This window comes from Martinezella sp. CNPSo 3890 (assembly GCF_057784455.1).
Genome location: NZ_JBXSOR010000002.1, coordinates 492,914 through 506,702, shown reverse-complemented (window position 1 = coordinate 506,702; position 13,789 = coordinate 492,914). Strand labels below are relative to the sequence as shown.

Below are 13,789 nucleotides of genomic sequence, written 5' to 3'. Positions count from 1 at the left end.
CCGGAAGCTAGCGCACTCCAGCCCGGAGGCAACCGGGCATAGGGCCGCAGCTCCTCTTATCGATATCGGTCTGTCGCATAGCGCTTCCGTTGACCGCCTGTTCAAGAGAGCTGCGCATTCCGCGTGTCGTCAGATTTCCATCACATCTTCGAATGCTTCGGGGAAGCTTTCGCGCGCCACTTTCTCGTTGATGACGAGCATGGCCTCATAGGAGAGCGGATCGAAATCCTTATCGGCGGGCAGTACCTCCCGTCCGAACAGGAGGTTCAGCCGAGCGGCATCGAGATTGCCGCGCTCGAAGGGCTCGGCTCCGAAATGATGCCAGAGCGCGTGCAGGAATGCGGCGTCGATCAGATGTTCCTGTGATCCCGGCCGCGCACGCCGCGGCAGTTTCTTGATCGGCGTCACGCCCTTGGGATTTGCGCGGCGAATGGTGAATTGCACCCCCGTACCCGGCATGCCGGAAGGAAAGCCGCGGTGTTTCGTCATATCGGGAAGCTTGCCCATGGCTGCTGCTCCTCTCTTGATTAAGCAATCGGATGGCGCCTTTTCCGATGTCAGGCAAGCCGATGCGATGGAGAAGGCCGTGTAGCACCTACTCTGTCGTGATTTCCCTCCGGCAGTCAATTGCGGGACGAGGCTTCGTTGTGGAAGCGGCGCCATCCTGGCTCGGCAATGAGGAAGTTCTCCGTTCCGAAGATAAGGATTAGCGCTCGCCAGGAAGCGGAGGCACTTGTGGAGAAGGGCCCTGCACCGAAAAATACAGTTCCACATCAAGCAAATGATACATGAGCGCGGCGAGGGCGACACAAAGAACAGTGCCTAGAATGAACCGAAGAAATGTCGGCCACAAGTAAACCATGATGATCGGCGTCAGACGTACCAACATCGAAAGCCAATCGATAAGCGTGGGCGTCTTCTGTTTGTACATGATGTTTCCCTTGAGGGGTTGCCGATATCGTTCGTCGCATCACTGTTCCCACGGAAGGCCGCATTCCTATCGAGGGTCCTTCGTGTCAACAGCGGCTGCCGCATCAACAAAATGGCGATTGGTCGCCGCCAGCGTCGGAAGACAACATGAACATCGTGCAGGTTTCATGGAGACAACATGCAGGCTTGGTGGATCGATTCCCAATGCCCTTCAACTCCGGTATCCATTTTACTTTTACGTAAGGTTCACTAAGCTCTCCCATTAACATGCAATTCGCGGAGGGGGAACGAATGAGCAGTCGTGCAGATGTGGTGATCGTCGGAGCCGGCCTCTCGGGCCTTGTTGCCGCTTGCCAGCTGATGGAGCGCCGAAAGCGGGTGATCCTTGTCGATCAGGAGCCGCGTGCAAGCCTCGGAGGGCAAGCCTTCTGGTCGCTCGGCGGGCTGTTCATGATCGATACGCCGGAACAGAGGCGATTGCGTATTCGCGACAGTCTCGATCTCGCCCGTCAGGATTGGCTGGGGGCGGCGGGTTTCGACCGGGCCGAGGATTTCTGGCCGCGTGCCTGGGCGGATGCTTATCTCAATTTTGCCGCCGGCGAAATGCGCAGCTGGCTGCATGGGCTCGGCATGCGCTGGTTTCCCGTCGTCGGCTGGGCGGAACGTGGCGGAGGCCTTGCCGACGGACATGGCAATTCCGTGCCGCGCTTCCATCTCACCTGGGGCACGGGTCCCGGCGTTCTCGAGCCATTCCTAAAGCGGGTTTTGGCGGCGGAGAGGGAAGGCAAAATCGAGCTGTTGTTCCGTCGGCGAGTGACGCGACTGATCGGCGATCGCGATGGTATAACCGGCGTGGAAGGCGAGCTTCTGGCGGAGGATGGTACCCCCCGTGGCCGGCAATCGAACCGTGACGTCGTGGGGGATTTCCGCATCGAGGGTACCGTGATCGTGGCAAGCGGCGGCATCGGCGGCAATCCGGAACTGGTTCGCCGCGCGTGGCCCGTCGAACGTCTTGGCGCACCCCCGGAGTGGATGCTGAGCGGCGTGCCCCATCACGTGGATGGCTTGATGATCGGTCATGCCGAGGCAGTCGGCGCGCGGCCGATCAATGGCGACCGGATGTGGCACTATACCGAAGGCATTGCCAACTGGGATCCGATCTGGCCGAACCACGGTATCCGCATCCTGCCAGGCCCATCCTCGCTCTGGTTTGACGCCAATGGCAATCGCATGCCGGCGCCGTGCCTGCCGGGCTTCGACAGTCTTGCGACGCTGCGGCACATCTGCAAGCTCGGTCACAGTTACAGCTGGTTCGTCACCACGCAGAAGATCGTCAAGAAGGAGTTTGCCCTTTCGGGCTCCGAACAGAATCCGGATCTTACGGGACGCGACATCGGGCTCCTACTGCGCAGCCGCTTGGGGCGGTCGGCTCCGCCGCCGGTGGAAGCCTTCAAGGCGAAGGGTCGGGATTTCATCGTTGCTGAAACACTGGAAGAACTGGTCGCCGGCATGAACCGTATCGGCGACCAACCGCTTGACCTTGCCCATCTGCGTTCCCAGATAGAAGCCCGTGATCGCGAGTTGGACAATCCTTTTGCCAAGGATGCCCAGATCGTCGCTTTGAGACAGGCACGCGGCTATCTCGGCGATCGATTCATGCGCACGGCCCCACCTCATCGCATATTGGATGCGAAGGCCGGCCCACTGATTGCAGTGCGCCTTAACATTCTCACGCGAAAATCCCTGGGCGGACTGGAGACCGATCTGAATAGCCAGGCGCTCGGACAGAGCGGCGCGCCCATACCGGGATTGTATGCTTGCGGTGAAGCGGCGGGCTTTGGCGGCGGTGGATATCACGGCTACAATGCGCTGGAAGGCACTTTCCTGGGAGGATGCATTTTCTCTGGCCGCAAGGCGGGGCAGGCAGCGTGAGCCGGTCGAATTAACCGCTCCTTCACGGGAGGGTGTCCGACGACACTGCGAGGGCATGCAGTCTCGTCGGACGCTGCAATGCCCGGCTCGGGGGTGGCGTCCAAGCCGGTAGAGTAAGTTATAGCATCTACCAGAGGTTTATTTAACCTACCCGAATGGACGGCTGAGAGCCCGGCGACTTGGGAGGGCAAACGGGGGATCATTCATGTTCGCCGGTCGGCTTGCGAAGGTTCGTTAGGCTTTTCGCCAATGGCGCGAACGCAGAATGTATAGAAGGATCCTCGCTCTTTCGAAATAGCCACGCGTTGCGGGCGAGCTGCCATCGCCATGTAGCGAGGAAGCCTGGCGGAACTTGCGACCGAAGTGGAGCGGCACGGCGTTGCCGGCAATCTCATATCCTGCAATGAACTGTCGTTCGGGTATGGGACGATGCACGCCAGCGAGTGGCCAGTGATATTGACCAACCATCTCGCTCGATCCGTCCCTATGGGTTTTGACGACGATAAAAGGCCACGCCGTAAGCGCCAAAGCGCCGATAAGGAGAAGCATGGGAGGAGAGCAGCGAAGCAACATTCGGAAATCCAGATCGTTGCCAAGCCACTAGAAGCCGAAGATTGCGTCGGCATTACACATGCTCGAAAAAGTCGAGTCACGCCCGCAAGCAGGATCGCGGCAGGTTTGCTGCGATCCAGGGTTGATGCGCGTCAGATCTCAGTTGTCGTCATTTTTGCCGAACCAGAAGTCGAGCTCGCGTATGCGACGCTTGTCATAGGGTTGATCCGGCGATTTGATCTGCCAGCTGTCATCATCAGCCAGGCCGGTCCACTTCGGCGTGCCGCCCTGCTTCTGTACGGATTGCCGCCAGCGATACTGGGCATAGATTTCCATGATCTTGCCGGCATATTGGCTGGCAAGATCGCCGTTGCCGGTGATGATCACCAGGTTCTCGTCGTTCACGCCGCTCGCCTTAGGGCCCATATTGTGGGAGCCGGTCATGACGACGGGATTAGGACCATATGGATCGACGATGACGACCTTGCTATGGACCATGGCGTGAGCCGTCGGCAGCTTCAGAACTTCCTTCTGCCAATAGGCGAAACGGCCGGGGATCGCGGCGGGCAGGACGACGTCGGCATTGGCGTCGATCCTCTCGCCTCTGTTGAACAGCACGACAGGGTTCTTTGCCGTACCCGGATTCTGGTTGACCACGCCCTGGATGTAGAGATCGGGTTTGAACGAAGGGCTCGACGGAGACGCAAGCTCGATGATGTCGTTGAGAAGCGTACCGCGAGGTCCGGGATTGAACATTGCGAACAGGATGCCCTGCTGGGCGCCACGGATCAGCTCGCCTGCCTGTTCAAGGTCGAGCCCTTCGCGCATTGGCGTGAACCAGACCGTGGTATTTTTCGCTTTCGGCGTTGTTCGGGGCTCGGCATTGCTTTGATAGAGGGCGGGCGGGGAATCGTTGCCGTCGGCGGCCAGCGTCTTCCACTGATCGAAATAGAATTGCGCCACGGCCGGGTTGTCGATCAGGAGCGCATTATTGGCCTGGGTGCAAAGGCCGGTCATTGTCCAGTTCGTGCTGCCGGTCCATACGGCCTGGGGCGATTTGTCGGCGTTGCAGATGACCAGGAATTTGTTGTGCGCCAACGCCCGCGGTGCGCTCATGCGATCCCTGACATCACAGGAAGACAGTTCGGATCGGGCATCCTCATTTTCGTCCTCTCCCTTTTTCTTGACGCTGCCGTTGCCCAGCACGATATGGGCGCGTTTCTTGAAGCCCTGCAGCAGCGGAATGAGCTCAGGATCGTCCAGCTCGAACAGGGCGGCATAGATATGGCCGCCATTCGACCTGACATCATTGAGGAGCGATACCAGCTTGTCGCGGATCGGCCCCGCGAGGAACTGGCGGATCGGATCCTCCGGGTTGGCGATGGCCTTCTTGAGCTTGGTGGTGGGAGCCTCTTCCGGCAATAAGCGGGCAAGCCATTGGCTGGCGACGATGCCCCGGTTGAAATAGCAGCTGACATGACCGCTGGTTTCCGCTCCGATCTGCACGGCATCGCTCCAGTTCGATACATGATCGGGCGATTCCCGCAATGCCGTCTCGGGGCCGATCATGGCAGAGACCTTGTAGGCGACGACATCGCCCGGATTGACGGCGAAATCGGACCAGAGATATTTCTGGATCGGCCATTCCGTCGTCGGCTTGCGCGTGCCTTCCTCGACGGCCGGTCCGTCGGCGAAGCCGACCCAGCTCGCGACGATTTCCTCATGATACCCATCGGGGTCGACATCGGAGATCGTATTCGGGCTTTGCGGGCTTCCCGCTGCCCGCTTGATCTTACGTCGCAAGGCAAAGCCACGGCACTGGTCGATGAAGTCGCTGCGCCAGGCAATAAGAGCGCTATCCACACCGGGATGCACGATCAGACTGATGTTCATTGGACCTCTCCCTCGATGATTGCTTCAGTTGCTACGATTGCTGCCAGGCATGAAATCCGTGCTGACGCTCCTCGCCGCGAGACCTTGGATAGCAAGGTGCGTCAGCTAAGGGGCGCCCCCGTCTGGTCGTCCGTCTTGAGCGCCTGAACGCTAAAGCGCACGAACACGGCGATGGTCTCGCCGACGGTAAAACGTATGAATAGCCCGCCATCGCCGTGGACACGATTGTCGTCGGCGAAACTGCCGGAGTTGCCTTGCATGAAGTGGATATCGTGGACGCCGCGTTCCGGGCTGAAATGAAAGGTTTCGTCGCTGCCCTGGTCCTGAAAATACTCACCGAAGGCGACGATGACGGCGCCCGTGTCGGCCTTGGCGCGTTCGATCTGTGCATCGAGCATGTTGGAGAGCGACAGCTGCGCGCCATCGGCCGGAATGGCTGTCATGTCGTCGATCGGGAAGAGCGTATCTCGGATATAGTCGAGACCTTCTCCATCGGGTCCGGTCTGCAAGGGCTTGAAACCCACGGGCCCTTCGGCGATGCCGGCAATGTCGTGGCCGCTATTGTCCTTGAAGTCCGGGTCGTAGTGAACCAACACTTCGCTGCCATCAACGGACTGGACATTGACGGCAATGCGGAAATCCTCGTCATTCGCTTTGACCCAGATCTCGTAATGCGGCGAAGAGCCGGACGGCTTCATCGTGCCATCGGCGACCTTGCCGACTAGGACCCCGTAGGTGCGCTGGGCATTCCTGGGTTTTCGACGTTGACGTGTCATGAGAAAGGACCTTCATTACGGGCTGGAAAATGCTTGCTGATCGCCTGCCAACAGCTTTTGCGGCATTTGGGATTAGACTCCAGGCAGGAATTTGCGCTGAAACTGAAAACCGTGTCTAACCGACTGCTGGGCCAGTTAGGTGGCTTTATCCCACTTTGCGTCACGGTCGTGACGATCTCATGAATTGCTCTGTGGGCCCTAAAGATGGGCGCAATGCCATTTTGATTTAGAAGTCTTTAGAGCAGTTGCGGAATTCGTGATCCATGGTCGCCTATGAAAATTTCCCTCCAAGTCGAAATGCGATCTTGCGTCTCGAGGCAAGTGGGGCAAGAGTTCCCGAACCTCCTGGCGCCGGTGCGGCACGGCGTGAAAAATTTCGGCAGACTGTATGAAAGCACCCAAAAGAATCGGCATTCTGGACGTCGCCCGATTGGCTGGCGTGTCCGCGACGACCGTATCCCGCGTTCTGAACGGCCAGGCTGACAGCCGCATCAGCCTGGAGACGCAGGAGCGGGTCAAGGCAACGGCAAGCAGCGTCGGCTATGTCGTCAACCGTCTGGCAACATCGCTTCGGACGCACAGGACCGGTGTCTTTGGGGCGATCGTCAATAGCCTCTCCGGCCATTATCAGCCGCATCTGACAAGTCGCCTACAAATCGTGGCGCAGCGCCGTGGCGTGGAACTGCTGGTCGCGCAGGCTAAGGCGGACGCCGGCGAGATCGCCGGCCAGCTGCGCCTGTTTCAGCAGGATTTCTTCGATGGTGTCATCATGGTCAGCGATCTTCCGGGCCAACAAGCGCTCTGCGATCACCTTGATCTCATGGGCAAGGCACATGTGACGCTTGGCGCGGGACTGACGGGGCCGCTTCCCGCGGTTCTCACCGACGACCGGCAGGGCATAAGATTGCTGTTCGATCACCTGGTGGAGCTCGGACACCGCCGCATCTCTTTCGTCTACCGCGTCAGTCGCAGCGCGCTTCGCGATCGGATGTCGATTTTTCAGGACGCGGTTGCCGGCAGCGCCGGCTTGGTTGTTGGCGACGTCATTTCCTTTGAGAAGGGCGAGCGCGAGCGCAAGCTCCTTGCGGATATCTTGGCATCGCCGCAATGCCCGACGGCGCTGGTCTGTGGTAGCGACGGGCTTGCGATCGAAGTCGTCGCTTTCCTGCGCGATCTCGGCTTTCGGATCCCCACCGATATTTCCGTGGTCGGCTATGACAACGTACCCGATACCGCCTATTGGGCTCCGCCTTTGACGACGGTCGCACAGCCGACGGATGCACTGTGCGAAGCATCGCTTGATCTTCTGATTGAGCTTTCAAATCTTCCGGCGGATCTGCGCGTTGAAAAGCGTCCGATCCGGTTCGTTACTCCCGAACTTGTCATACGTGCGTCATCGAGCTCGCCTAGCTTGCGGCCATTCTCCCTTGCGTAGAAGAAACGATGTTCTGAACGCAAGTGGCCATATTTTATTTGCGCAAACGTTTGTGCAAAGATTTGATAGGAGAGTGTGCCGATGTCCGATTTTCTGCTCACCGGCCTCAACAGCCCGGTCACCCGTCGTACGACCCTTCTTATGGGCGCCGGCGCCGGCCTCTCCGCCTTCATTCCGGCGCTGTCCGCTTCCGCTGATGAAAACGCCGATAAAAGGCCGGAGCTTCATATCGCCGTTCAGATGAATCCGGTTTCGCAGGAGCCCGTCGACGCCGCCAGCAACGTCGCCTTCCGCAACAACTATTCCATCCATGAGACGGTGCTCGCGCTCGACATGCGCGGCGATTTTTCGGTCAAGCCCAATCTCGCGACCTCCTGGACTTGGATCTCTCCGACCGTGCTCGAAATGAAGCTGCGCCCCGGCGTGATCTTCCATGATGGCCGCGAGATGACCGCCGAGGACGTTGTCTTCTCCTTCGGCCCCGAGCGGCTCCTGAACAAGGACGCGCCGGGCTATCCGACCTATCGCACCAATTTCACCAGCCTCGACCATGTCGAAGTGGTCGATCCTCTGACGGTCCGCTTCGTCACCAAGTTCCAGGACCCGATCTTCCTGCAGCGCCTTGCATCCTATGCGGCCGTCGTCATCAGCAAGGATGCCTGGCAGAAAAACGGCGGCAACTGGACGACCTGGCGGCAGAAGCCGGTCGGTGCCGGCCCCTATAAGGTCGAAAGCTATACGGCCAATGAGAGCGTCGTTCTCGCCGCTCACGATCAGGCCTATCGCGGCAAACCGGCCGCCAAGCGCGTGACCTTGCGCATCGTGCCGGAGGTTTCCTCGCGCATTGCCGGCCTGCTGGCCGGCGACTACGACATTGCGACGGACCTGCCGCCGGACCAGCTCTCGGTTGTTACCGCGAGTACCGATCACGAGATCGTCGGCGGTCCGGTTCCGAACAATCGCATTCTGTTCTTCGACAAGAACAATCCCGCGCTGAAGGACCCGCGCGTTCGCCAGGCACTCATCCTCGCCATCGATCGCCAGGCGATCGTCGACACGATCTGGAACGGCCGCACGAAAGTGCCGAACGGGCTGCAATTCGAGCTCTACGGTCCTGTCTATCTCAAGGATTATCCGGCCTATCAGTACGATTCCGATCGCGCGATGCAGCTCCTGAAGGATGCTGGCTATAATGGCGAGGAGATCGAGATCCGCTCGCAGAACAATTACTACACGGCGGAAAACCCGGTGACGCAGGCCGTTGTCGCCATGTGGCAGGCTGTCGGCGTCAACGCCAAGATGAAGTTCGTGGAATCGGGCAAGCTGTTCGAGAACTCGCCAACCCGCGCGACCGGTAACTGGTCGAGCACCGGCCAGGTTCCCGACCCCTATATCTCCTTCTTTACGCAGTTCAGCTCGGCCGGCAATCTGAGCTCGTTCAAAATCTGGCAGAATGCCGATTTCGATGCGCTCGGCGCCAAGATGGAGCAGGCCGTCGATCCGGCCGACCGCGCCAAGATCTTTCGCGACATGCTGCATCTGATCGAATGGGAAGATCCGGGCGAGACCGTCCTGCATCAGAATGCTGTCTTCTTCGGCATCCGCAAGGGCATCAAATGGCAGCCTCTGCCGGCCTTCCAGATGGATCTTGGCGCGGGCAGTCTTTCCTTCGAAGAGCAGAAGAGCTGAGCTTCCTCGCGATGGGCGTTCCAGTTCTTTCGGTCGACAATCTGAGCATCTCGTTCGGAACGGGCGTGGGGCGGTGTCATCCGGTCAACAACGTGTCTTTCGACCTTGCCGAGGGTGAGATCCTCGGCATCGTCGGCGAGAGCGGATCGGGAAAGAGCCTCACCTGCCTCGCGCTTGCTGGTCTTCTCGGGCCGAGCGCCAGTGCCACGGGCTATATTTCCTTCCAGGATGCCATGTACGACGCGGCCGAGCTCGGTCCGCGGTCAAGAGTGAAGCTGCCGCCGATCGGGCTGATCTTTCAGGAGCCTGTTTCCTGCCTCGATCCGGTCCGCACGATCGGCTCCCAGATCGCCGAGGCGGCTTTCAGCGCCGGTATGTCGACAAGGGAAGCCAGGGACGAGGCGCTCCGGCTTCTGGCGGAAGTCGCCATTCCGCAGCCAGAGACGCGTTACAACGCCTATCCGGCGCAATTTTCCGGCGGCATGTGCCAGCGCGTGATGATCGCCACGGCGCTCGCCATGCAGCCGCGATTGATCATTGCCGACGAGCCGACCACGGCTCTTGATGTGACGGTGCAGGCGCAGGTCGTCGCTCTCCTTGTCAAGGCGGTGCGCGAGCGTGGCATCCCCATGATCTTCATCAGCCATGATCTCGATCTCGTCTCGGAGGTCTGCGACCGTATCGCGGTCATGTATGCGGGCTCCCTGGTCGAGATCAATCGCACGGACGATCTCTACGACAATCCGCGCCATCCCTATACGCGCCTGTTGCTGGAGGCCATGCCCGGACGGGGCAGGCCACTGGAGAGGCTCGCGGATATCCCCGGCGAACTGAAATCGCATGATGAGCTGCCGCAGGCCTGCGCCTTTGCGCCCCGTTGTCCACGCGCGGAGCCGAATTGCACGACGATGGTTCCGCCGTTGATTGCCGGTGCGGCGGCGCTTGCCTGCTTCAATCCATGGAGTGCCCATGATGCCTGAGAAGCAAATCGCCGCCAATTCAGAGACGAGAATTGCACTTGCCGCCCGCGATCTGCAATTTTCCTATGCTCCGGGTTTCTCCCTTTGGCCGGGACGCGCGAAGGGATTTCACGCGATCAAGGATGTGAGCCTGGAATTGAGACCCGGCGAAACATTGGGTCTTGTCGGCGAGTCCGGTTGCGGCAAGTCCACGCTTGCCTCCTTGCTCTGCGGCGACCGCGAGCCGACATCAGGCGAAATCATGCTATTCGGTCAACCCTTCAAAAACCTGATGAAGCCGAACCGGCGCGGTCTGGCGAAACATCTGCAGGTCATTTCGCAGGATACGATGGGTGCGCTCGATCCGCGCCGGAGCGTCGGTCATCAGATGGTGGAGACGCTGACAATCCATGGCATAGGCTATCCGGCAAGCCGGCTCGATCGCGCGGCGGAGGCGTTTAAAGCTGTCAGCCTGCCGGTCTCCGCCTTGCAGAAATTTCCGCATCAGCTCTCCGGCGGCCAGCGTCAGCGCGTCGCCATCGCCCGTGCTCTCGTGGTCGAACCGCAAATTCTGCTCTGCGATGAGCCGGTCTCGGCGCTCGATGTTTCGGTACAGGCGCAGGTGCTCAATCTCCTGCTCGAATTGCAGCGGGCACGCGGCCTGTCGCTACTTTTCATCAGCCACGACGTGCGCGTGGTCCGTCATGTCTCGCATCGCGTCGCGATCATGGAGGCGGGACAGATCGTGGAAACCGGTCCCATGGAGGATGTCTTCGCGAACCCGGCCCACCCCTATACCGTCAAGCTCCTGTCGGCTGTTCCTCGCGGGCGGCGCGGCAGGGTACGGCAGGCAGCGGCCATGCTTGAAACGCTCTGAAGGAATAGGCAATGCTTCAATCCATCTTGCGGGCGTTTCTGCGAGCATTCGTGACCCTGTTCCTGGCGATGACCTTCACCTTCGTCATCCTGCGCGTCAGCGGTGACCCCTTGCATTCCCTTTTGCCGATCGAGACACCGCCGGAAGTCGTGGCGCTGATGCGGCAGCAATGGGGTCTCGATCAGCCGCTCTATATTCAATACTTCGCCTATCTCGGCCATCTCCTGCGCGGCGATTTCGGCACGTCGCTATTGAACGGGCAGGATGCCCTGACGCTGGTTCTATCGAAAGTCCCGGCGACGCTGGAATTGATGGGCGCTGCCCTGATATTGGCGTTCGGCGCCGGCGTACCCTTCGGCATTCTGGCCGCGCGCAACCGCGGCGGACTGATCGACCGCCTTGTCATGGCGCTTGCGGTGCTGATGCATTCGCTTCCGAATTTCCTGATCGCCATCCTGCTCATCCAGCTTTTCGCCGTCTCCCTGCGGATCTTGCCGAGCGGCGGGGGATCGACGATGGCGCATCTCGTCATGCCCGTTCTGGTCATTGGCCTTTACAATGCCGGCATCATCGCCCGCTTCGTCCGCTCTAGCGTGCTGGAGGTGCTGGGCCAGCGATTCATATTGGCGGCGCGCGCCAAACGCATCGGCGAAAGCGCCCTTCTGTGGCGGCATATCATGCCGAATGCGGCATTGCCGCTTCTGACCATGCTTGGCTTCCTTGTTGGTGGCATGATCGGCGGGGCGGCCGTGGTCGAGAGTGTTTACGCCTGGCCGGGTGTCGGCCGCTTTCTCGTCTCCTCCGTCGCGCAGCGCGATCTGAACATCGTGCAGACCATCGTGCTGCTCATCACGGCGACGATGGTGACGGCCAATCTCATGATCGATTGTCTCTACATTCTCGCTGATCCGCGTCTGCGGCATCGCGCATCGGCCTGATCGGCCGCCTCGAAAGGTAAAACCATGGCGAATGCAGCGACCGGCGCCGACGTTCCTCGCAAAACCAGATCGGAGCGATCTTTTCAACCCAGGCTTCGGTTCGATTTGATGACGGCCATTTGCGCCATTGTTCTCGTAACCTTCATCACGGTTGCGATCTTCGCCAATGTCCTTGCGCCCCATGGTTTTGCACAGATCGATCTTCATGCCCGCAAGGCGCCGCCGATCCTGTTCGGCGGCTCATTCAAGCATATTCTCGGCACGGACGAGCTTGGCCGCGATATTCTAAGCCGCATTTTCTATGGATTGCGCACCAGCCTGTTGATCGCGCTCGGCGCGTCGGCGATCAGCCTGGCGCTGGGCACGGTGCTTGGGCTGCTTGCCGCTTTCGGTCGCGGATTTGCCGATATGCTGATCCGCGTCGCCGTCGATTTTCAGGCCTCGATGCCGTTCCTCATCATTGCCCTCGCCGTTCTCGCCTTCTTCGGCGACAATCTCTGGCTTTTCATGGCGTTGCTTGGCCTCTACGGCTGGGAGCGTTACGCGCGGTTGGTGCGCACCATGGCAGGGCTGGAGCTGGAGCGAGGCTATGTCGCGGCGCTGAGACGAAATGGTGCGGGAACGGGGCGCATCGCCTTCCTGCATGTTTTGCCCAACACGCTCTCTGTCGTCCTCGTCAACCTCACGATCGTCCTGCCGGAAATCCTGTTGCAGGAATCGGCGTTGAGCTTTCTCGGCCTCGGCATCCAGCCGCCGCTTGTCAGCCTCGGCAGCATGGTCGGCGCTGGCCGCGACTATGTAATGACCGAGTGGTGGATCGCCATCCTGCCGGGCATCGTGATCTTCATCCTGTCGCTGTCGATCAGCCTGATTGGTGACTATCTGCGCGATGTTCTCGATCCGACACTTCACTAGCTTGCCCCCTAAAGAACTGACTCCAAGGAGACTTGCATTGCCTTTGCCCCTTCACGCCGCTCGTCGTGGTTCGCTCCGCATCGCCGCTCATCGCGGCTTCAGCCGGCGCTTCCCGGAAAACACTATTCTCGCCTTCCAGGCGGGTGTGAACGCAGGCGCCAACGAGTGCGAAATCGACCTTATGCTGACGCGCGACGACCAGATCGTCGTGATTCACGACAGAACGCTTGATCGCACGACCAATGGCTCCGGCTTCGTTGCCGATCACGATCTCCAGCACATTCTTTCGCTTGATGCCGGCGCGAAATTCGACGCGCGCTTCGCCGGAACCCGCGTGCCGACGCTTGCCGATACGCTGCTGTGGGCAAAGCAAACGGATACCCGCCTAGCGATCGAAATGAAGGAGCCGGAGCGTGCCGATCGTCTCATCGATATCATGATCGCGACACTGCAAGAGCTCGACGCGTTTGACCATGTTGCCATATCCTCCTTTGATCATATCGATCTACGGCGGGTGAAAGAGCTCGAACCGCGCCTTCAGACGGAAGCGATCCTCCACCATCGTCCGGTAGACATCGTCGCCTCGATGCGCGCCGGCGGCATTGATGGCGTCTCGTTGGAATTGAACCGCTTTCACCGCACTGACGCAGAGGCGCTGCAGCAGGCCGGCATTGCAGTGCGTCTGAGCCTGCCGCTGCCGGAAAAGCTTGCCCTGTTCTGGCAGGGTGGCCGCGACCTGCTTCCCATGATCCGCGGCTGCGTCAGGGACCGGCTGGTCGATGCCCTTATCGGCGACGATGTGGATTTCCTCCGCATGCTGAGCACGAGCGCCTGAGAATAGCGCCGTCGATCGCCGCTTGACTTATTCATAGCTTGTCAGCTATTGATCTAAT

Annotated in this window: 12 protein-coding genes; 8 read left to right on the top strand and 4 right to left on the bottom strand. The window is 59.9% G+C overall.

Annotation, left to right across the window (positions count from 1 at the left end; translation table 11 throughout):
* Window positions 1-129: 129 nt before the first annotated feature.
* Both AC13RC_RS08540 and AC13RC_RS08535 read right to left on the bottom strand, forming a co-directional pair.
* Entirely contained in the window at window positions 130-507 is a 378-nt protein-coding gene (locus AC13RC_RS08540; RefSeq protein ID WP_112723816.1) for a hypothetical protein, read from the bottom strand.
* A gap of 199 nt (window positions 508-706) precedes the next feature.
* The gene (locus tag AC13RC_RS08535) at window positions 707-931 is read right to left on the bottom strand and encodes a hypothetical protein (RefSeq protein ID WP_113353305.1); all 225 of its coding nucleotides are present in this window, start codon (window positions 929-931) and stop codon (window positions 707-709) included.
* 290 nt (window positions 932-1,221) lie between these two features.
* Here AC13RC_RS08535 and AC13RC_RS08530 point away from each other — a divergent pair, with 290 nt between their 5' ends.
* Window positions 1,222-2,862, top strand: a complete 1,641-nt coding sequence (locus AC13RC_RS08530) for an FAD-binding dehydrogenase (RefSeq protein WP_488556922.1) — start codon at window positions 1,222-1,224, stop codon at window positions 2,860-2,862.
* 711 nt (window positions 2,863-3,573) lie between these two features.
* Here the strand turns inward: AC13RC_RS08530 and AC13RC_RS08525 are convergent.
* On the bottom strand, window positions 3,574-5,307 hold the full coding sequence (locus AC13RC_RS08525; RefSeq protein WP_488556921.1) for a phospholipase D-like domain-containing protein: 1,734 nt from the start codon (window positions 5,305-5,307) through the stop codon (window positions 3,574-3,576).
* A 101-nt stretch (window positions 5,308-5,408) separates the two neighbouring features.
* On the bottom strand, window positions 5,409-6,083 hold the full coding sequence (locus AC13RC_RS08520; protein ID WP_488556920.1) for a DUF2278 family protein: 675 nt from the start codon (window positions 6,081-6,083) through the stop codon (window positions 5,409-5,411).
* A 388-nt stretch (window positions 6,084-6,471) separates the two neighbouring features.
* Here AC13RC_RS08520 and AC13RC_RS08515 point away from each other — a divergent pair, with 388 nt between their 5' ends.
* The 7 genes from AC13RC_RS08515 to AC13RC_RS08485 all read left to right on the top strand — a co-directional run bounded on the left by AC13RC_RS08515 (window position 6,472) and on the right by AC13RC_RS08485 (window position 13,731).
* Entirely contained in the window at window positions 6,472-7,518 is a 1,047-nt protein-coding gene (locus AC13RC_RS08515; protein WP_488556919.1) for a LacI family DNA-binding transcriptional regulator, read from the top strand.
* Window positions 7,519-7,599: 81 nt separating this feature from the next.
* Window positions 7,600-9,207, top strand: coding sequence for an ABC transporter substrate-binding protein (locus AC13RC_RS08510; RefSeq protein ID WP_488556918.1), 1,608 nt, complete (start codon window positions 7,600-7,602; stop codon window positions 9,205-9,207).
* A gap of 11 nt (window positions 9,208-9,218) precedes the next feature.
* Window positions 9,219-10,187: an ABC transporter ATP-binding protein gene (locus AC13RC_RS08505; RefSeq protein WP_488556917.1), complete on the top strand. Its 969-nt coding sequence runs from the start codon at window positions 9,219-9,221 to the stop codon at window positions 10,185-10,187.
* Window positions 10,177-11,043: an ABC transporter ATP-binding protein gene (locus tag AC13RC_RS08500; protein ID WP_488556916.1), complete on the top strand. Its 867-nt coding sequence runs from the start codon at window positions 10,177-10,179 to the stop codon at window positions 11,041-11,043. The genes AC13RC_RS08505 and AC13RC_RS08500 overlap by 11 nt, the downstream gene beginning before the upstream one ends.
* A gap of 11 nt (window positions 11,044-11,054) precedes the next feature.
* Window positions 11,055-11,981 carry an ABC transporter permease gene (locus AC13RC_RS08495; protein WP_113353298.1) on the top strand — a complete coding sequence of 309 codons (927 nt, stop codon included), beginning with the start codon at window positions 11,055-11,057 and terminating at the stop codon, window positions 11,979-11,981.
* A gap of 24 nt (window positions 11,982-12,005) precedes the next feature.
* The gene (locus tag AC13RC_RS08490) at window positions 12,006-12,896 is read left to right on the top strand and encodes an ABC transporter permease (RefSeq protein WP_113395097.1); all 891 of its coding nucleotides are present in this window, start codon (window positions 12,006-12,008) and stop codon (window positions 12,894-12,896) included.
* A gap of 37 nt (window positions 12,897-12,933) precedes the next feature.
* On the top strand, window positions 12,934-13,731 hold the full coding sequence (locus AC13RC_RS08485; RefSeq protein WP_488556915.1) for a glycerophosphodiester phosphodiesterase: 798 nt from the start codon (window positions 12,934-12,936) through the stop codon (window positions 13,729-13,731).
* The last annotated feature ends 58 nt before the right edge of the window (window positions 13,732-13,789 follow it).